We start from the raw sequence: 18,762 nt of genomic DNA, 5'->3' as shown, positions 1-18,762 counted from the left end.
TAAGAAAACACAGGGGCTTGTTCATGAATTTTTCCGCACTACGTCGAAATCTGCTGGTGGGTTCGCTGGGTCTGGCACTCAGTGCCGGCCTGTTGGGGCAGGCAGTTGCCGGTGAGCAACTGCAAAAAATCAAAGACGCTGGCGTGATCAACGTCGGCCTGGAAGGCACTTACCCACCGTTCAGTTTCGTCGACGCCGACGGCAAGCTGGCCGGCTTCGAAGTCGAGTTCTCCGAAGCCCTGGCCAAAGAGCTGGGCGTGAAGGTCAAACTGCAACCGACCAAATGGGACGGCATCCTCGCGGCGCTGGAATCCAAGCGTCTGGACGCGGTGATCAACCAGGTAACCATCTCGGAAGAGCGCAAGAAAAAGTATGACTTCTCCGAGCCGTACACCGTTTCCGGGATTCAGGCGCTGGTGCTGACCAAAAAGGCTGCGGAGTTGAACATCAAGTCTGCCGCCGACCTGGCCGGCAAAAAAGTCGGTGTAGGCCTGGGCACCAACTACGAGCAGTGGCTCAAGGACAATCAGCCAAAAGCCATCATCAAGACCTATGACGATGATCCGACCAAGTTCCAGGACCTGCGTGTCGGCCGCATCGACGCCATTCTGATCGACCGCCTCGCCGCGCTGGAATACGCCAAGAAAGCCAAGGACACTACCGCCGCCGGCGAAGCGTTCTCCCGTCAGGAAGCCGGTATTGCCCTGCGCAAAGGCGAGCCTGAGCTGCTGGCCGCGGTGAACAAAGCCATCGACAAGCTGCGTGCCGACGGTACGCTGAAAAAGCTTTCGGAAAAATACTTCAGCGCTGACGTCACTCAATAATGGAAGAAGCTTTCCAACTCGCACTGGACTCCCTGCCCTTCCTGCTCAAGGGGGCCTACTACACGGTCATCTTGAGCCTGGGCGGGATGTTCTTCGGCCTCGTGCTGGGCTTCGGCCTGGCACTGATGCGCCTTTCACGCTTCAAGCTGGTGAGCTGGATCGCCCGCATCTACGTGTCGTTCTTTCGCGGCACGCCGTTGCTGGTGCAACTGTTCGTGATCTACTACGGCTTGCCGCAATTGGGTATCGAACTTGATCCGCTGTCGGCAGCCCTGATCGGCTTTTCGCTGAACATGGCAGCCTACGCCTGCGAAATCCTGCGTTCCGCGATCAGCTCCATCGAGCGCGGTCAGTGGGAAGCTGCGGCCAGTATTGGCATGACCCGCGCGCAGACCCTGCGCCGGGCCATCATCCCGCAAGCGATGCGCACCGCATTGCCACCGCTGGGCAACAGCTTTATCTCGCTGGTAAAGGACACCGCGCTGGCCGCCACCATCCAGGTGCCGGAGCTGTTCCGCCAGGCGCAGCTGATTACCGCCCGAACCTTCGAAGTGTTCACCATGTACCTTGCCGCCGCGCTGATCTACTGGGTTCTGGCCACGGTGCTGTCGCACCTGCAGAACAAGTTGGAAGAGCGGGTAAACCGGCACGACCAGGAGTCCTGACCCAATGATTGTCGTGGAAAAACTGACAAAGCAGTTCAAGGGTCAAGTCGTGCTCAACGGCATCGATCTGCAAGTGAAGGAAGGCGAGGTGGTGGCAATCATTGGGCCCAGCGGCTCGGGCAAGACCACGTTCCTGCGTTGCCTGAATTTTCTGGAAGAGCCCACCAGCGGCCGGATCAAGGTCGGTGACATCGAGATCGATGGCAGCCGCCCGTTGAACCAGCAGCAGAGCCTGGTGCGACGTTTGCGCCAGCAAGTGGGTTTCGTGTTCCAGAACTTCAACCTGTTCCCCCATCGCACCGCCCTGGAAAACGTCATCGAAGGCCCGATCATCGTAAAGAAGATCCCGCACGCCGAAGCCGTTGTCCTGGGTAAAAAGCTGATGGCCAGGGTTGGCCTGGCGGGCAAGGAAGACGCTTACCCGCGACGCCTTTCCGGTGGTCAGCAACAGCGTGTGGCGATTGCCCGCGCACTGGCGATGGAACCGGAAGTGATCCTGTTCGACGAACCGACCTCGGCACTCGACCCGGAGCTGGTGGGTGAAGTGCTGGCGACGATTCGCAGTCTGGCCGAGGAAAAACGCACCATGGTGATCGTCACGCACGAGATGGGTTTTGCCCGGGACGTGGCCAACCGTGTGGTGTTTTTCGACAAGGGTGTGATCGTTGAGCAAGGCGAAGCCAAAGCACTGTTCGCCAACCCGAAAGAAGAACGGACGAAGCAGTTTCTCAGCAAGTTCCTGAACAACGCTCACAACTGAAATATCAATACTTGTTAACTTCCATGGATGGAAGTGGCATTTAACTCCCGCAAAGCAATATCCTTCACATCTAAATTAACTCGCCTAATCCTTCTATAACTTCTTGTCGGCGTGTGCGGTACATATATATGTCCTGCTACAGATTTGCTTCGCCTAAAATTCAAGAAAATGCGTGAGCTACAGTGGCCCACGGCTTGCCCCCCACAATGCGCAAAGCCCATAAAATTCGCAGTCAAGTTCGACAGAGCAGTGCAGCTTATTAACTTCTGCTCGTAGGAGATTTCTGAATAACTGGATATTCAACCTTTAACTAAGCAACTCTATTGACACGAATTCACGCGCACTCTTATCTAGTCCTCCACAGGCGCTAATCACGTTCAATCATTATTTTCACTCGTCAATAGTGAGCAGTTTTGTTGCTCGGTCATTCACGCCTTTTGATCTTTCAGAAACGGACTTCGCTGCAAGACTTCAAGGAGAAACCCCATGACAAACACTTCGAACAAACCCGAACTTGCGGCCCCGACCCTGGCGCAATCTCACAAGAGCGGCATCAACATCACCTCGGCGGCGCACCTGCTGATTGACGTGGCGCCCTACCCCGGCATGGACGAAGGCGACCTGGTCGAATTGTTCTGGGACAACTGCTACGTGGCTTCCAGAGTGCTAGCGATCAACGATGTCGGCCAACCGGTTCAACTGCGTGTACCCGAGAGCTTCATCGCCAACGGCACCTCGCGCATTCACTACCGGATCATGCAGATCGGGCAAGGCCCGGCGCTATCGGCGGCCAGACGAGTGCAGATCAAACTCGACTGCCCCGGCGGCCAATCATCTGCGCTGTGCGGCGACGAAAATCAGAGCCTGGAGCCGGTGAGCATCCCCGAGACCATTCGCCGTCAGGGGGTCAATCCGAACCAGATCAAGCGCGGCGTTCCGCTGACCATCGAGCCGTACCTGAACATGGCCGTCGACGACGAAATCACCCTGCGCTGGGGCGATGTACGTATGGATCTGCCACGGCTCAAGGCCTGTGATGTCGGCCAGCCAATCCAGGTCTGGGTGCCGCCGGCGATCATTCTTGAAGCCGGCGAAGACCTGCGGCTGGAAGTGACTTATTGCATCCTCGACCGGGTGGGTAACAACTCACGCTGGGCACCACCGCGCAGGCTGAAGATCGGCTGCGCCAATCCCTATCTGCAGGTCCGGCCAAAAGAGATGCTCATGGCCGCCGAACCCCGCAAACACTGAGATCCATGTAGCAGCTGGCGAAGCCTGCGCAGCCGAACGCAGGCTTCGCCAGCTGCTACATGAATCCGTGACGCTCCTTCTATCGTTATTCCTAAACGTTAGTTTATTAATTTTTTATACACGCTTAGGGTATATGCACCGGACCACCGGACATTCTTGATTTTCGTTCGCCGCATCCATCGCGGCGTTTCCATGAGATGTGAGGTAGGTATGGTCCGGAACACAATCACCCCAGTGCAGATCGCCAGGGCATTGCGTGCAGCCAAGGAGCGGCGCTGATGTCCAGTCTGGCAGATGCAATCGTCCAGAGTGATCTGGACATCGCCCCGTTGTTGTTGCCCGCTCAAATCTTGCGTAACGATGCGCAAGCCATCAAGGCTGCCCATGAGCTGGCGCAAATCGCCCGCCTGCAAGCGGCCAAACGGGACCGGCAGCGCAAACTGCCATGGTCGGAAATAGAACAATTCACCCGCAGCGGTCTGGGCAGTATTGCCATCCCCCGCGAGTACGGTGGGCCGCAGGTTTCGTTCGTCACAATTGCCGACGTGTTCGCGATCATTTCCGCGGCCGATCCTGCCTTGGGGCAGATCCCGCAAAACCAGTTCGGCATTCTCAACCTGGTACTGGGTAGCGCCACCGAACAGCAGAAAAAACAGCTGTTCAAAAGCGTGCTCGAGGGCTGGCGCATCGGTAATGCCGGACCTGAACGCGGCGCCAAAAACACCCTTGAACTCAAAGCGCGGATCACCGCTGACGGCGACAGCTTCGTCCTCAACGGACAGAAGTTTTACTCCACCGGCGCGCTGTTCGCCCACTGGGTTGCGGTCAACGCGCTGAACGACGACGGCAAGCAAGTACTGGCCTTCGTCCGCCGCGGTACGCCGGGGTTGCGCATCGCCGATGACTGGTCGGGCTTCGGTCAGCGCACCACGGCCAGCGGCACCATTTTGCTCAATAACGTGCGGGTCGACGCCGAGTGGGTGGTGGATAACTGGAAGATCAACGATACGCCGAACATCCAGGGCGCCGTGTCGCAGCTGATTCAAGCGGCCATCGACGCTGGCATTGCCCGGGGCGCCATCGACGACGCCATCGAGTTCGTGAAAACCCGCGCTCGCCCATGGATCGACGCCAAAGTCGAACGGGCCAGCGATGACCTCTACGTGATCGCCGATATCGGCAAGCTGAAAATCGAACTGCACGCCGCCGAAGCCCTGCTACGCAAGGCCGGGCAAGTGCTCGATCAAGTCAACGCCGCGCCGCTCACCGCCGAGTCCGCCGCCCGCGCCTCGATTGCCGTGGCCGAAGCCAAAGTGCTGACCACCGAAATCTCGCTGCTGGCCAGCGAAAAGCTTTTCGAACTGGCCGGCAGCCGCGCCACCCTCGCCGAATTCAACCTCGACCGCCACTGGCGCAACGCCCGAGTGCACACGCTGCACGACCCGGTGCGCTGGAAATATCACGCCGTCGGCACCTATCACCTGAACGGCACGCTGCCCGCACGGCACTCCTGGATCTGACGACCAGAACCTTTTTGACCAGATCTCTGGAGAAACACATGACTCTTTCTCACCACGTCGCGGTCATCACCAGCGATGAGCAAGCCCTGATCGTCGCCAGTGACCTGGCCGAAGACTTCAAACGCGACAGCGCCCTGCGTGACCGCGAACGCCGTTTGCCCTACCCGGAACTGGAAGTGTTTTCCCGCTCGGGTCTTTGGGGCATCAATGTGCCAAAAGAATATGGCGGCGCCGGGGTTTCCAACGTCACCCTGGCCAAGGTGATCGCGCTGATCGCCCAGGCTGACGGTTCCCTCGGCCAGATCCCGCAGAACCATTTCTATGCCCTCGAAGTGTTGCGGGTGAATGGCAGCGAAGAGCAGAAAAAACGCCTGTACGCCGAAGTACTGGCCGGTCAGCGTTTCGGCAATGCCCTCGCCGAACTCGGGACAAAAACCGCTCACGACCGCGTCACCCGCCTGACCCGCGACGGTGACGGCTATCGCATCAATGGCCGCAAGTTCTACGCCACCGGCGCCATCTACGCCCAGCGCATCCCGACCTCGGTGGTGGATGAAAACGGCGTGCAGCAACTGGCGTTCGTACCGCGCAACAGCAAAGGCCTGACGGTCATCGACGATTGGAGCGGCTTCGGCCAGCGCACCACCGGCAGCGGTTCGGTGGTGTTTGAAGATGTCTACGTCGCAGCCGAAGACGTGATCCCGTTTCAAAGCGCCTTCGAACGCCCGACCACCGTCGGCCCGCTGGCGCAGATCCTTCACGCCGCCATCGACACCGGCATCGCCCGCGCCGCGTATGAAGATGCGCTGCACTTCGTGCGCACCAAAACCCGGCCATGGATCGATTCCGGCAGCGACAAAGCCGTCGAAGACCCGCTGACCATCAAGAGCTTCGGCCACTTGAGCATTCGCCTGCATGCCGCTGAAGCCTTGCTGGAACGCTCCGGCGAATTCCTCGACAAGGCTCAGGCCGACACCAATGCCCAGACCGTCGCCGCGGCATCGATTGCAGTCGCCGAAGCCCGCGCTATCAGCACCGAGATTTCGCTCGCCGCTGGCAGCACGCTGTTCGAACTCGCCGGCAGTCAGGCGACCCTGGTTGAACACGGACTGGATCGCCATTGGCGCAATGCCCGGGTGCACACACTGCACGACCCGGTGCGCTGGAAATATCACGCGGTCGGTAATTTCTACCTCAACGATGAAAACCCGCCGTTGCGGGGGACCCTCTGATGGCCGACGCTAAAAAGAAGATCCTGCTCAACGCGTTCAACATGAACTGCATCGGGCACATCAACCATGGTCTGTGGACGCACCCACGGGACAACTCCACTCAATACAAAACCATCGAATACTGGACCGAACTGGCGCAATTGCTGGAGCGTGGATTGTTCGACGGCTTGTTCATCGCCGACATCGTCGGGGTCTATGACGTCTATCAAAACTCGGTGGACGTACCGCTCAAAGAGTCAATCCAGTTGCCGGTCAACGACCCGCTACTGCTGGTCTCGGCCATGGCCGCCGTGACCAAAAACCTCGGCTTCGGCCTGACCGCCAACCTGACCTACGAACCGCCGTACCTGTTCGCCCGACGCATGTCGACCCTCGATCACCTGAGCCGTGGTCGGGTCGGCTGGAACGTCGTCACCGGCTACCTCGACAGCGCCGCCAAAGCCATGGGGTTGAGCGAACAGGTGGAACACGACCGTCGTTACGACCAGGCCGACGAATACCTGCAAGTGCTCTACAAACTCTGGGAAGGCAGTTGGGAAAACGGCGCGGTGCTTAACGATCCGCAGCAGCGGATCTACGCCCAACCCGAGAAAGTGCACAAGGTCGAGCACAAGGGTGAGTTCTATCAGGTCGAGGGTTATCACCTTTGCGAACCGTCGCCGCAACGCACGCCTGTGCTGTTTCAGGCTGGCAGTTCGGATCGCGGTTTGCTGTTCGCCGGGCGACATGCCGAGTGCGTGTTCATCAGCGGTCAGAACAAACCGTCGACCAAGGTTCAGGTGAACAAGGTCCGCGCCAGTGCCGTCGAAGCCGGTCGCAACCCGGAGGACATCAAGGTGTTCATGGGGCTGAACGTGATCGTCGGCGCCACCGAGGAGCTTGCCTGGGAGAAGCACGCCGAGTACCTGAGCTACGCCAGCGCCGAGGCTGGCGTGGCGCATTTTTCAGCGTCGACCGGGATCGATTTCTCCGAGTACGCCATCGATGAACCGATCCAGTACGTGAAGAGCAACGCGATCCAGTCCGCCACCAAAAATCTGCAAAACAACGACTGGACCCGCCGCAAATTGCTGGAGCAACACGCCCTCGGTGGCCGCTACATCACCGTGGTGGGGTCGCCTGAGCAAGTCGCTGATGAGCTGGAATCGTGGATCGCAGAAACCGGGTTGGACGGCTTCAACCTGACGCGGATTGTCACGCCGGAGAGCTATGTAGATTTCATTGAGTTGGTGATTCCGGAGTTGCAACGGCGCGGGTCGTACAAGACCGCTTACGACAGCGGCAGCCTGCGGGAAAAGCTGTTTCACGGCGAGGCGCATTTGCCGGAGCAACACACCGGATCCCATTACCGACACTAACCCCCGACCCTGATCGTTCCCACGCTCTGCGTGGGAACGATCGCCTTAACTTGACTGGAAAATTCACCATGACCAAGCACTACCTCTCTCACCCAGTCAAAGCACTGGCCCTGGCCCTCGGCCTGTTCAGCTCCACCCTCTTCGCCGCCGAAGCGCCGCTGAAAGTCGGCACCACCGCCGCCTTCGCCATCCCCCTGGAGGCCGCCGTCGAAGAAGCCAAAAAACAGGGCCTGCAAGTCGACCTGGTGGAGTTCAGCGACTGGATCGCGCCCAACGTCAGCCTCGCCGCCGGCGACATCGACGTGAACTACTTCCAGCACATCCCGTTCCTGGAAAATGCCAACACCGCCGCCGGTTTTGACCTGGTGCCGTTCGCGCCGGGGATCATCAACAACGTCGGCCTCTACTCGAAAAAATACCAAAGCTTCGACGCGTTGCCTGAAGGCGCCAGCGTGGCCATCGCCAATGATCCGATCAACAGCGGTCGCGGCCTGCAACTGCTGGCCAAGGCCGGTCTGATCACGCTCAAACCGGGGGTCGGCTACAAGGCCACCGAAGAAGACATCATCGCCAACCCGAAAAAAATCAAAATCCTTCAGGTCGAAGCCGTGCAACTGGTGCGCGCCTATGACGACGCCGATCTGGTCCAGGGTTACCCGGCCTACATCCGCTTGTCGAAGACCTTCGATGCCGGCTCTGCCCTGCTGTTCGACGGCCTCGATCACAAGGAGTACGTGATCCAGTTCGTGATCCAGCCGAAAAGCAAAACCGATCCGCGCCTGATCAAATTCGTCGACATCTACCAGCATTCGCCGGCCGTTCGTGCAGCGCTGGATAAAGCCCATGGCAAGCTCTATCAAGCCGGTTGGGAAAGCTGAAAATGACGGCCGCTATCCAACGGCGACTGGATATTCCAGAGCGCAAAAACGCTGAACAAACGGAACTGCACCCGAACCTGAACCGTGCCCACGTGCGCTTCATTGGCCTGGGCAAAACCTACAACGGCCAACAGGGTCCGGTGGCGGCTTTGCACGGCATCGACCTGGCGATCCAGCGCGGTGAAGTGTTCGGCATCATCGGCCGCAGCGGCGCCGGCAAGTCGTCGCTGATCCGCACCATCAATCGCCTGGAACAACCGAGCACGGGGCGCGTGCTGATCGATCAGGTGGACATCGGCGAGTTCGATGAGGACCGCCTGGTAACGCTGCGTCGGCGCATCGGCATGATCTTCCAGCACTTCAACCTGATGTCGGCCAAGACGGTTTGGCAGAACGTCGAGTTGCCGCTGAAAGTCGCCGGCGTGCCCAAACAAAAGCGCGAGCAGAAAGTCCGCGAATTGCTGGAACTGGTAGGCCTGCAAGAGAAACACAAGGCCTACCCGGCGCAGCTTTCCGGCGGGCAGAAACAGCGCGTCGGCATCGCTCGGGCGCTGGTTCATGACCCGGCGATTTTGTTGTGCGACGAAGCCACCTCGGCGCTGGATCCGGAGACCACGCAATCGATCCTCGGCCTGCTGCGCGAGATCAATCAGCGCCTGGGCCTGACCATCGTATTGATCACTCATGAGATGGCGGTCATCCGCGATATCTGTGATCGCGTCGTGGTGCTTGAGCACGGGCGAATTGTCGAGCAAGGGTCGGTTTGGGAAGTCTTCGGCAACCCGCAGCATGAGGTCAGCAAGACCTTGCTGGCGCCGTTGCAACACGGTTTGCCGGAAGAACTGCAAAGCCGCTTGCACGTGCAGCCGCAGTCCTCGGATGACGCGGTAGTCCTGCGACTGCAATTCACCGGGGCGGCTCATGACGAGCCAGACGTGGCAGCGCTGTTCAGCGCCCTCGGTGGCCACGTGCGCTTGCTGCAAGGAGGCGTGGAACGGATTCAGGGCCATGCCCTCGGGCAATTGCTGTTGGCGGTGACCGGTTCGTCCCTCGGCGCCGAAGAATTGCGTCAACGCGCCAGCCACTGGGCGCAACAGGTGGAGGTGCTGGGTTATGTGGTTTGATCGCTTGCTGCAGGGCTTCATTGACACGTTTTTGATGGTCGGTGTTTCGTCGCTGATCGCACTGCTGGCGGGCATTCCGCTGGCGGTGATTCTGGTCACCAGCGCCAAGGGCGGGATCTATGAAGCACCGGCGCTGAACCGCGCATTGGGCGCGTTCGTGAACCTGTTTCGCTCGATTCCGTTTCTGATTTTGATGGTGGCGCTGATTCCGTTTACGCGGCTGATTGTCGGCACGACGTATGGCGTTTGGGCCGCCGTGGTGCCGCTGACCATCGCCGCCACGCCGTTCTTTGCGCGTATTGCCGAAGTCAGTTTGCGTGAGGTGGATCACGGGTTGATCGAAGCCGCGCAAGCCATGGGTTGCCGGCGCTGGCACATCGTTTGGCATGTGTTGTTGCCCGAGGCGCTGCCGGGGATTGTCGGTGGTTTCACGATTACGTTGGTGACGATGATCAACTCGTCGGCCATGGCCGGGGCGATTGGTGCCGGTGGGTTGGGCGATATCGCCTATCGGTACGGGTATCAGCGGTTTGATAGCCAGATCATGTTGACGGTGATTGTGTTGCTGGTGGTGTTGGTGGCGGGGATTCAGTTGGGCGGGGATCGGTTGGCTCGAGGGCTCAACAAGCGCTAGGTAAAGATGAAGCGGGTGTTTAGTAATCGGTTGTCAGTGATACCGCCTTCGCGGGCTTGCCCGCGATTGGCTGCGAAGCAGCCCCTAGTTTGATGGCGTATATTCGGCAAATCCCAATTGCCTGCGCAGCCGACCATGAAACAGACCCCCACCGACCTCGAGCAGATCACATCCACCACCCTGGGCCATTACAACTCGGTGGCTAAAAGTTTCCGCGAAGGGACTCGCGATCACGATGTCAGCCAGAACGTCGACGCCCTGCTGCGGCATATTCAGGGCGAAGCGCCGTTCAGCATTCTCGATTTTGGCTGTGGACCGGGGCGCGATTTACAGACCTTCACACGCATGGGCCACACCGCCGTCGGCCTCGATGGTTCGGAAAAACTTGCCCAGATGGCCCGGCAGGACAGCGGTTGTGAGGTCTGGCAACAGGACTTTCTGAAACTGGATTTGCCGGCCGGGCGCTTCGACGGGATCTTTGCCAATGCGGTGTTGTTTCATATCCCGACTCAAGAACTGCCCCGGGTATTGAAGGAATTACGCGAGGCGTTGAAGCCGGGCGGGGTGTTGTTCAGTTCCAATCCTCGTGGTGAGAATCAGGAAGGGTGGAACGGGCCACGGTATGGCGCGTATCACGACTTGCAGGCATGGCAGCAAATGCTGACCGCTGCGGGGTTTGTGGAGCTGGAGCATTACTACCGGCCGGCGGGGTTGCCGCGCGAGCAGCAGCCGTGGCTGGCGAGTGTCTGGCGTAAGCCGGCGTAGCCTGTCAGGACGCAATCGCTAGCAAGCTCGCGAGGGTTTTCTAGCGTTGCACAGCGACTTGATAGGTTGCCACTCCCCCATTGGCGTCAAACGCGGTGATGCTTCGATCGGCCAGCTGTCGCCCATCAATCTCCCGTTCGCGTACATCAAAATTCGCCACCAGTCTGGTGCCATCGGCGAACGTTGTCTGCTGTACCTGACGATCCTCAGTCAGCCAACGGAAATCTGTCATCGCCAGAGTCGCCAGCCGCTCATGCAGCGGGCGGAAGAACACATCCTGGCGCGCAATCACCGGTAACCGCTGCTTCAGCGTCGCCGCACTCAGGTGATACAGCGGCGGCACGTTGTAGAGCAATTGAGTCAGCTCATTCTCGGCGCGCACATTGCTCAACTTAAGGCTGTCGAACAGCCAATGATGAGTGGTGATCACCGAGCCATGGAACACCGCCTGATAAAGCGGCAAGCGCGTTTGCGGAGCAAAGTGAACCGTGCGGTAGGGTTCCTTGAGCGGCACGGTCTTGAAGAAAACCTGCGGCTGTTCATCAGGAAACCAGCGGCCCAGGTAATAGGGCGACTTCGGATTCTTGCTCATATCCGAATCCCCCCAGCCGATCACCGGTGTCTGCATTCCATGGGCAAACAACACACCTTGGGCCGTGGTGGCGTTGCCATCCTCGGAACCGGTCGGTAGCTTCAACGTCTCGTTGACCCAGCGCGAGGCGTCGATGTTGCCCTCGGCATTTTGCACCTGAGTCATGGTCGCTCCCACACGGTAGCTGTCGAACAGCATGCCGGTGGCGTAGGCGTCCAGAAACCAGCTATTGAACCCGGCCTTGCCATGTACAGCCCTGATGCGCGCCTCAAGCAATGGCCGAACACAACGCGGATCGGTGTAATGCCCCGATTGCTGAAACCCGCTTTTGAACGTCCCGGTTTCCAACACGATCGCACAGTCCTGATTGGCTCTGGAGCCCAGGTGCGCAGTGGTCCAGTCCGGGTTTTCAGTGATGGTCAGCGCCGTCTCATAGGAATCATAAGGCGCCACCAGGTAACCTGCGGCAACGCCTTGACGCACCGTTTCAGGGTGCCAGAGCCCCCCTTCCCAACCCTCGCCAAGGCCTAGCCATAATCGTGACAAGCCTGCAGATTTCAGTTGTTCGATCGTCGTGGGTGACAAGGTATTGCCCCAGCGTTCCGGGGTTGCCATCAAAGCATCGGAGAACGCCACTGCCAGCTCTGCACGTAATACGCCGTAGCCGTCAGCCAGTTTTTGCATGTCCGGTTCGACCACAGACTGCCAGCCGCTGCGTGCCTTCTTGTTGAGCGCAGCATTGAGGCTGCGTAGCAACGTGACTTGCTGGTAACGATCAAGCGGTGGCTCAGCCCGGGCCAGTAACTGCGAGCTTTCAGTGTCAAAACTGGAACGTAACTCGCTGGCCAGCAGACCATTACCGCGCAACCTTTTCAGCAAGGCTGGCCAGCTTCGAACATCCTCCGGTCCGAGCAGGTCGTTGCCCCACAGATAAACATGACTGGCGCCCAGGAGCTTTTTGGCTTCGGGAGTCTTCAGCAGTTTGTCGCTCAAGGTTTCGTATTGCCCGCTGTCGACCAACCATTTCCGATAGCGCCTGGCACCCGCCAACAGATCGACATCACCCAACGACAGCTTGAAAGTCAGCGGTGCATTGGGCTCGAGGGAGGTGAATTGATGATGGACAGTCAGAGCAAGGGTGTTGTTGTTTTCGGCGCTGAAGATCAGGCGATTGTTGTAAGGGTTGGTCATCAGCCAGTTCAGCGTGAAGCCACCGTGATCAACGCCCCACAGCGGCAGACTCAGGTCTTGGGTGGTATTGAACGCCCCCTGATCGAGCAGAAAGGTTTGCCACAGCGGATCACTGGCAGGCACGTAACGCCCCTCGGCCAGCGGCCAGATCAGCCCTTTTCCCATAGAACTGCCAGGCTGTTTGAGAAAGCTCAGTTCACCGGGATCACGGGCCGTGATGGACAGGGACAGCTCACGCTGATCGAGGACGGCACTCAGCGTCCAGGCGCCGTCATCCCACTGCCAGTCCATGCGATTGGCGCTTTGCTTGAGGTTGCTGACCTTATACCCAATAACGCCCGACGAGGCTTGCACTGGCGAATGTTGTGCGGGGGTGACGCGAATCGCCAGCGTGGCGGGATCGAGTTCGACGCGCCACAGCGAATTTTCCAGCACACTGCCAGCCAGCGTCAGGGGTGAACACAACAGAGCGCCGAGCAACAACACATGGCGCAGACAATTAGTCATCGGTGACATCGAAGTCCCTCCTCCATTAGGAAAGGGACCGTACAGCAACGCACCGGCCATGTAAGTAGGACCGTTCCCAAACGTCACTCGGGAACGATCAACGCATCAATTACTGCGCTTCTTTCTTCGGCTCGCGGATTTTGTACCAGGCCACATACAGCGCCGGCAAAAACAGCAACGTCAGCAACGTCGCAATAATAATCCCGCCAATCATCGCGTAGGCCATCGGCCCCCAGAATACTTCCCGGGCGATCGGGATCATCCCCAGGCTCGCCGCCGCTGCTGTCAGCAGAATCGGTCGGCGACGATGCTCCGTGGCTTGCACCACCGCATCCCACGGTGCATGACCGTCCTTCTCCATGGCGTCGATCTGGGTCACCAGAATCACCGAGTTGCGGATGATGATGCCGATCAGCGCCAGAATCCCCAGAATCGCCACAAAGCCCATGGGCGTACCCGTCGGGATCAGCGCCAACACCACGCCGATCAGCCCGAGTGGCGCGACGCTGGCCACCAGGAACAGCTTCTGCACGCTGTGCAACTGGATCATCAGAAAGGTCGCCATCAAAAACAGCATCAACGGCACCACTTTGGCAATCGGCCCTTGGGCCTTGCCGCTTTCCTCCACCGTCCCCCCGGTGGCGACCTTGTAACCCACCGGCAAACTGGCGGCGAATTTGTCGATGTCGGGCTGGAGCTGTTTCACCAGATCGGTCGGCTGGATTTCGTCTCGCACCGCAGCCTTGATGGTGATGGTCGGCTTGCGGTCGCGACGCCAGACCAGCGGTTGCTCAAGTTCATAGCGCACGGTGGCGAAGGCCAGCAGCGGTATCGACGTGCCGCCCGGCGTAACGATCTGCAAGTTCTGCAGGGTTTCCGGGGTGCCGCGTTCAGCGTCTTCGGCGCGGCCAACCACGTTGATCAAATAGATATCGTCGTCGACCTGCGTCACCGGCGCACCGACCACGATGCTGTTCATCAGGTTGGCAACATCTTCCGAGGACAGCCCCAATTGCCGCGCCTTGTCCTGCGCGATGTCGATGCGCAAGACTTTGCCCGGTTCGTTCCAGTCGTAAATGATCTCGCCAATGTGCGAGTTTTTATCCAGCTCGGTAGCCAGGGCGATGGCGTGTTTGCGCACCTGATCGATGTCCTTGCCGCTGACCCGGTACTGAATTGGCCGCCCAACCGGCGGGCCCATTTCCAGCGCCTGAACATAACTGCCGATGCCGACGAAGTCTTTGCGCAGCCGCTCACGCAAGCGCTGGCTCAGCGCCGTACGCGATTCCAGGCCTTTGCTGACGATCACCAATTGCGCGTAGTACGGGTTCTGTAATTGCTGGTCGAGCGGCAGGTAGAAACGGATCGCACCTTCGCCGATGTAAGTGCTCCAGCGCACGATGTCCGGGTCGTCCTTGAGCGTCGCTTCGAGTTTGTCCACAGCCTTGCGGGTCTCGGCGATCGAGGCGTTTTGCGGCAGGTTCAGATCAACCAGAATTTCCGGACGGTCCGAAGACGGGAAGAACTGATTCTGCACAAACTGCATGGAGAACACCGACGCGACAAACAGCGCAATCGTGATGCCGATAGCCCACCAGCGATTGCGCATGGCCCAGAGCATGCCACCGTTGAAGGCGCGACCGATGCGTCCCGGTTCTGCGGCGTGAGGTTTCACGTTGGCGCTGAGGATGTGCACGCCGATCACCGGGGCGAACAAAACCGCGACAATCCACGACACGATCATGGCCACCGCAATCACCGCGAACAGCGTAAAGGTGTACTCACCGGCCGAGCTGGCGTTGAGGCCGATGGGCACAAAACCGGCTACCGTCACCAACGTACCGGTGAGCATCGGGAACGCCGTCGAGGTGTAGGCAAACGTGGCCGCCTGCTCCTTGGTCTCGCCCATTTCCAGGCGCGTGACCATCATCTCGACGGTGATCATCGCGTCGTCCACCAACAAGCCGAGGGCGATGATCAACGCGCCGAGGGAAATCCGCTGCATGGTGATGCCGCTGTATTCCATGAACACAAAGACCATCGCCAGCACCAGCGGGATCGAGCACGCCACCACCAGCCCGGCACGCACGCCGAGACTGATGAAGCTGACGATCAGCACGATCACCACCGCCTCGAACAGCGCACTGGTAAAGCCGCCCACGGCTTTTTCCACCACTTCGGCCTGGTCGGAAACGTTGTGCACGCCGACACCCACCGGCAAATCGGCGGTCAGGTCGTTCATGCGCTGGTGCAGCGCGCTGCCGAACACCTGGATGTTGCCGCCCTTCTTCATGGCGATGGCCAGGCCTATGGCGGGATGGCCATTGAAGCGGAATTCCGGCGTTGACGGGTCGACGTAACCACGGCTGATTTCAGCGACATCGGCCAGGCGATAGAAGCGATCATTGAGTCGCAGGTTAACGTTGGCCAGGTCTTTCTCGGAGGCAAACTGCCCGGAGGTGCGCACGGAAATCCGCTCGGGACCGGCCTCGATCACCCCGGCCGGCGTGACCGCGTTTTGCGATTGCAGGCTCTGCACCACCTGACGCTGATCGATGCCCAGCGCCGCCAGTTTGCGGGTGGAAAAGTTCAGGTAGAGGACTTCGTCCTGCTCGCCGACCATCTCGACCTTGCCCAGCCCCGGGACTTCGCGGATCTCGGCGCGGACCTGCTCGACGTAATCGCGCAATTGGCGCATCGACAAGCCATCGGCGGTAAAGGCATACACCGAGCCGAACACGTCACCGAACTCATCGTTGAACCCCGGACCTTGCAGGCCTTGGGGGAACTCACCGCGGATGTCGTTGATCTTCTTGCGCACCTGATACCAGATTTGCGGAATGTCCTTGGCACTGGTGGTATCACGCAAGTTAACGAAGACCGTCGACTCGCCGGGGCGGGTGTAGCTTTTAACGTAATCGAGGGAATCGAGTTCTTCGAGTTTCTTCTCAATGCGGTCAGTGACCTGCTTGAGGGTTTCCTCCTGGGTCGCGCCGGGCCAGCGAGTCTGGATCACCATGGTTTTGATGGTGAACGACGGGTCTTCTTCGCGGCCAAGGTTCATGTACGAGAACACGCCCATCAGCAGCGCGATGAACATCAAATACCAGACAAACGACTGATGCTTGAGGGCCCACTCGGATAAGTTGAAACTCCCTTTCATCGCGGGCTGTCCTCGTCCATTTTCACTTTCTGCCCAGGTTTCAGGCTGTTCACACCGGCACTGACCACCCGTTCACCAGACTTCACACCGTTGGCCAGGACCACCGTGCTGTCAGTGCGGCTGATCAGGCTGACATCCCGTGGGGAAACGGTTTGTGTCTGCGGGTCGATGACCCAGATCCGCGGTTTGCCATCGACCTCTTGAAGCACGGTCAGGGGCAGTTCGATACGCGGTTTGATCGCGGAGCTGAGGGTCACGCTGATCGCGGTGCCCAGGCGAAAACCCGCTGGCGTTTCGGTCAGGGTCAGACGGGCGCGACGGGTACGGGTCGCGCTCTGGGCCTGAGGTTCGATCTCGCGCACGATGGCGGTGGTGGTGATGCTCGGGGCCAGTTGCGCGGCGACCTGAAACACCACGTCCTCCGGCAGCCGGTCGACCAGGGTGTCAGGCAGATCGATCACCGCTTCCTTGATATCCGGTTGCGCCAGGGTCACCACCTGCTGACCTGCAGTCACGACCTGCCCGGCTTCGGCGTTCCATGCGGTGACGATCGCTTTATGGTCAGTGTGCAACTCGACGTAGTTGAGTTGGTCCTTGGCTTGACTCACCGAGGCCTTGGCCTGATCGAGGGAAGCCTGGGTGGTTTTCAAATCGGTCTGGGCGATGTCGAGTTGCGCCTGGGCGCCCACCCCGCGATCGAACAATTCCTGCTGGCGCCGGGCATTGGCCTGAGCGTTGATGAATTGCGCCTGGATGCGGGCCAGATCGCCCTGAGCCGAGCGCAATTGGTTCTGTTGCTCGGTGGGGTCGAGTGTTGCGAGCAAGGCACCTTTTTCGACCTGCGCACCGACATCGACATTGCGGCTGGCGATGCGACCCGGCACGCGGAAACCGACATTGCTCTCATAACGGGCCTGAATGCTGCCGGCGAAACGGCCAAGTTTTTCCTCGTCCAGGGACTGGACCTCGACGGACAACACCGGTCGTATCGGCTCCGGCGGTGGCTCTTTTTTCGAGCAGGCCACCAGCATCACACCCGCGAAAACCAGCACCAGACGCTTCATGGCTGGGCTCCCGCGGCTAAATCCTTATAGGTGTTTTCGGCGATTTCCACCTTCACTCCGGGGTGCAATAACTGGCCGCCCGCGATAACCACTTTTTCACCAGCGTTCAAGCCGGCACTGATGATGACTTTGCCGGTCAGGTAGCGGCCGACGGTGACGGAGTGCAGTTGTGCCTTGCCCTCGCCGTCCACCAGCCATACGGCGGGATCGCTGAGGTTTTTGGTCAGGGCCGACCAGGGCAGTTCAACGGCGGACTTGCCCGGCGTCTTTGCTGTGGCGCTCACCACCGAGCCGAGCTGCATGCCTTCGGGCAGGCCGTTGAGGGTGACTTTGACTTGCACGGTGCCGGTCTGCGCGGACACCGCTGGCGTAATTTCCCGAACGGTACCGGTGGTTTTGATCGCGGGATTGTCGAGCAGGCTGACCACGATCGTTTTATCTTCCGGTGCCTCCGCCAGCAGTGATTCATAAACGTTGAACACCGCATCGCGCTCACCGTCCCGAGCGAGGCTGAAAATCGGCACCGTGGCCTGCACCACTTGGCCGACTTCAGCCTGGCGCGCGGTAATGATCCCCGGCGCATCGGCAATCAACGCGGTGTAGCTCAGTTGTTCACGGGCGTTGGCCAGTTGCGCCTGGGCGGCCGTCAGGGCGCTCTGACTGCTGCGCAAGGCGGCTTGGGCGGAATCGTATTCGCTTTGGCTGGTGTAGCCCTTGGGCAGGAGTTTTTGCTGGCGAACGAACGCGGCGGCAGTCTGTTTGACCCGGGCCTGTTCAGCGACAACCTGGGCCTGGGCTGAGTCGACGCTGGTTTGCAGGTCCTTGGGATCGAGTTTGGCGAGCACCTGTTTGGCCGAAACCCGGTCGCTGACATCGACCATGCGCTGGATGATTTTGCCGCCCACGCGAAACGAAAGTTCGGTCTGTACCCGCGCCTGGACATCGCCAGTGAGTGTGACCGACGCCGCGTAATCAGCCGCTTTGACCTCTTGCACGAACACCCGCGGACGGTCCTTTTCGACCTGGGTTTTTTCGCCGCAAGCGGTCAGCAAAGCAAAGAGGCTCAGGCCAACCACTGTTTTCAATCCGGGACCCGCCATGCAGACTCCTTTGCGTTGTACGTTCGTGCCAGTGACGATACGACTGTGAGCTTAGAACAGGGTTCCACGTCTGCACTGGCGATCCTTATACTCCAACTCGATCGTTCCCACGCTCTGCGTGGTAACGCCGCCAT

At 59.6% G+C, this 18,762-nt stretch carries 15 protein-coding genes; 11 read left to right on the top strand and 4 right to left on the bottom strand.

Annotation, left to right across the window (positions count from 1 at the left end):
* The first annotated feature begins 23 nt into the window (after nucleotides 1-23).
* The 11 genes from tcyJ (at nucleotide 24) to FQ185_RS05555 (ending at nucleotide 11,011) form a co-directional block, all read left to right on the top strand.
* Nucleotides 24-824: a cystine ABC transporter substrate-binding protein gene (gene tcyJ, locus FQ185_RS05605; RefSeq protein ID WP_010464802.1), complete on the top strand. Its 801-nt coding sequence runs from the start codon at nucleotides 24-26 to the stop codon at nucleotides 822-824.
* Nucleotides 824-1,489, top strand: a complete 666-nt coding sequence (tcyL, locus tag FQ185_RS05600; RefSeq protein ID WP_149416637.1) for a cystine ABC transporter permease — start codon at nucleotides 824-826, stop codon at nucleotides 1,487-1,489. The genes tcyJ and tcyL overlap by 1 nt, the downstream gene beginning before the upstream one ends.
* 4 nt (nucleotides 1,490-1,493) lie before the next feature.
* On the top strand, nucleotides 1,494-2,249 hold the full coding sequence (gene tcyN, locus FQ185_RS05595) for an L-cystine ABC transporter ATP-binding protein TcyN (protein WP_149416636.1): 756 nt from the start codon (nucleotides 1,494-1,496) through the stop codon (nucleotides 2,247-2,249).
* Nucleotides 2,250-2,735: 486 nt separating this feature from the next.
* Entirely contained in the window at nucleotides 2,736-3,500 is a 765-nt protein-coding gene (locus FQ185_RS05590) for a hypothetical protein (RefSeq protein WP_149416635.1), read from the top strand.
* A gap of 278 nt (nucleotides 3,501-3,778) precedes the next feature.
* On the top strand, nucleotides 3,779-5,020 hold the full coding sequence (locus FQ185_RS05585) for an SfnB family sulfur acquisition oxidoreductase (RefSeq protein WP_149416634.1): 1,242 nt from the start codon (nucleotides 3,779-3,781) through the stop codon (nucleotides 5,018-5,020).
* A 38-nt stretch (nucleotides 5,021-5,058) separates the two neighbouring features.
* Nucleotides 5,059-6,252, top strand: coding sequence for an SfnB family sulfur acquisition oxidoreductase (locus tag FQ185_RS05580; protein WP_149416633.1), 1,194 nt, complete (start codon nucleotides 5,059-5,061; stop codon nucleotides 6,250-6,252).
* The gene (locus tag FQ185_RS05575; RefSeq protein WP_149416632.1) at nucleotides 6,252-7,610 is read left to right on the top strand and encodes an LLM class flavin-dependent oxidoreductase; all 1,359 of its coding nucleotides are present in this window, start codon (nucleotides 6,252-6,254) and stop codon (nucleotides 7,608-7,610) included. The genes FQ185_RS05580 and FQ185_RS05575 overlap by 1 nt, the downstream gene beginning before the upstream one ends.
* Before the next feature lie 68 nt (nucleotides 7,611-7,678).
* The gene (locus FQ185_RS05570; protein ID WP_149416631.1) at nucleotides 7,679-8,488 is read left to right on the top strand and encodes a MetQ/NlpA family ABC transporter substrate-binding protein; all 810 of its coding nucleotides are present in this window, start codon (nucleotides 7,679-7,681) and stop codon (nucleotides 8,486-8,488) included.
* A gap of 2 nt (nucleotides 8,489-8,490) precedes the next feature.
* Nucleotides 8,491-9,612 carry a methionine ABC transporter ATP-binding protein gene (locus FQ185_RS05565; protein WP_149416630.1) on the top strand — a complete coding sequence of 374 codons (1,122 nt, stop codon included), beginning with the start codon at nucleotides 8,491-8,493 and terminating at the stop codon, nucleotides 9,610-9,612.
* Nucleotides 9,602-10,246: a methionine ABC transporter permease gene (locus FQ185_RS05560; protein ID WP_149416629.1), complete on the top strand. Its 645-nt coding sequence runs from the start codon at nucleotides 9,602-9,604 to the stop codon at nucleotides 10,244-10,246. The genes FQ185_RS05565 and FQ185_RS05560 overlap by 11 nt, the downstream gene beginning before the upstream one ends.
* A 135-nt stretch (nucleotides 10,247-10,381) precedes the next feature.
* Nucleotides 10,382-11,011, top strand: coding sequence for a bifunctional 2-polyprenyl-6-hydroxyphenol methylase/3-demethylubiquinol 3-O-methyltransferase UbiG (locus tag FQ185_RS05555; RefSeq protein ID WP_149416628.1), 630 nt, complete (start codon nucleotides 10,382-10,384; stop codon nucleotides 11,009-11,011).
* 40 nt (nucleotides 11,012-11,051) lie between these two features.
* Here FQ185_RS05555 and FQ185_RS05550 read toward each other — a convergent pair whose 3' ends face one another.
* The 4 genes from FQ185_RS05550 to FQ185_RS05535 all read right to left on the bottom strand — a co-directional run bounded on the left by FQ185_RS05550 (nucleotide 11,052) and on the right by FQ185_RS05535 (nucleotide 18,628).
* On the bottom strand, nucleotides 11,052-13,310 hold the full coding sequence (locus tag FQ185_RS05550) for a glycoside hydrolase (RefSeq protein ID WP_149416627.1): 2,259 nt from the start codon (nucleotides 13,308-13,310) through the stop codon (nucleotides 11,052-11,054).
* A gap of 100 nt (nucleotides 13,311-13,410) precedes the next feature.
* Entirely contained in the window at nucleotides 13,411-16,464 is a 3,054-nt protein-coding gene (locus FQ185_RS05545) for an efflux RND transporter permease subunit (RefSeq protein ID WP_149416626.1), read from the bottom strand.
* The gene (locus tag FQ185_RS05540) at nucleotides 16,461-17,528 is read right to left on the bottom strand and encodes an efflux RND transporter periplasmic adaptor subunit (protein ID WP_149416625.1); all 1,068 of its coding nucleotides are present in this window, start codon (nucleotides 17,526-17,528) and stop codon (nucleotides 16,461-16,463) included. Before FQ185_RS05540 ends, FQ185_RS05545 begins: the two co-directional genes overlap by 4 nt.
* The gene (locus tag FQ185_RS05535) at nucleotides 17,525-18,628 is read right to left on the bottom strand and encodes an efflux RND transporter periplasmic adaptor subunit (RefSeq protein ID WP_149416624.1); all 1,104 of its coding nucleotides are present in this window, start codon (nucleotides 18,626-18,628) and stop codon (nucleotides 17,525-17,527) included. Before FQ185_RS05535 ends, FQ185_RS05540 begins: the two co-directional genes overlap by 4 nt.
* Between the last annotated feature and the right edge of the window lie 134 nt (nucleotides 18,629-18,762).

Source organism: Pseudomonas sp. ANT_H12B (genome assembly GCF_008369325.1).
Taxonomy (GTDB): Bacteria; Pseudomonadota; Gammaproteobacteria; order Pseudomonadales; family Pseudomonadaceae; genus Aquipseudomonas.
The sequence above is the reverse complement of the archived record's forward strand: the minus strand, read 5'-3'. Positions and strand labels throughout refer to the sequence as shown.

Coding starts and splice junctions, on each gene's coding strand:
- tcyN (WP_149416636.1), top strand. CDS start 1,494: ATGATTGTCGTGGAAAAACTGACAAAGCAGTTCAAGGGTCAAGTCGTG.
- tcyJ (WP_010464802.1), top strand. CDS start 24: ATGAATTTTTCCGCACTACGTCGAAATCTGCTGGTGGGTTCGCTGGGT.
- FQ185_RS05590 (WP_149416635.1), top strand. CDS start 2,736: ATGACAAACACTTCGAACAAACCCGAACTTGCGGCCCCGACCCTGGCG.
- FQ185_RS05550 (WP_149416627.1), bottom strand. CDS start 13,310: ATGTCACCGATGACTAATTGTCTGCGCCATGTGTTGTTGCTCGGCGCT.
- FQ185_RS05575 (WP_149416632.1), top strand. CDS start 6,252: ATGGCCGACGCTAAAAAGAAGATCCTGCTCAACGCGTTCAACATGAAC.
- FQ185_RS05535 (WP_149416624.1), bottom strand. CDS start 18,628: ATGGCGGGTCCCGGATTGAAAACAGTGGTTGGCCTGAGCCTCTTTGCT.
- tcyL (WP_149416637.1), top strand. CDS start 824: ATGGAAGAAGCTTTCCAACTCGCACTGGACTCCCTGCCCTTCCTGCTC.
- FQ185_RS05560 (WP_149416629.1), top strand. CDS start 9,602: ATGTGGTTTGATCGCTTGCTGCAGGGCTTCATTGACACGTTTTTGATG.
- FQ185_RS05580 (WP_149416633.1), top strand. CDS start 5,059: ATGACTCTTTCTCACCACGTCGCGGTCATCACCAGCGATGAGCAAGCC.
- FQ185_RS05545 (WP_149416626.1), bottom strand. CDS start 16,464: ATGAAAGGGAGTTTCAACTTATCCGAGTGGGCCCTCAAGCATCAGTCG.
- FQ185_RS05565 (WP_149416630.1), top strand. CDS start 8,491: ATGACGGCCGCTATCCAACGGCGACTGGATATTCCAGAGCGCAAAAAC.
- FQ185_RS05570 (WP_149416631.1), top strand. CDS start 7,679: ATGACCAAGCACTACCTCTCTCACCCAGTCAAAGCACTGGCCCTGGCC.
- FQ185_RS05585 (WP_149416634.1), top strand. CDS start 3,779: ATGTCCAGTCTGGCAGATGCAATCGTCCAGAGTGATCTGGACATCGCC.
- FQ185_RS05540 (WP_149416625.1), bottom strand. CDS start 17,528: ATGAAGCGTCTGGTGCTGGTTTTCGCGGGTGTGATGCTGGTGGCCTGC.
- FQ185_RS05555 (WP_149416628.1), top strand. CDS start 10,382: ATGAAACAGACCCCCACCGACCTCGAGCAGATCACATCCACCACCCTG.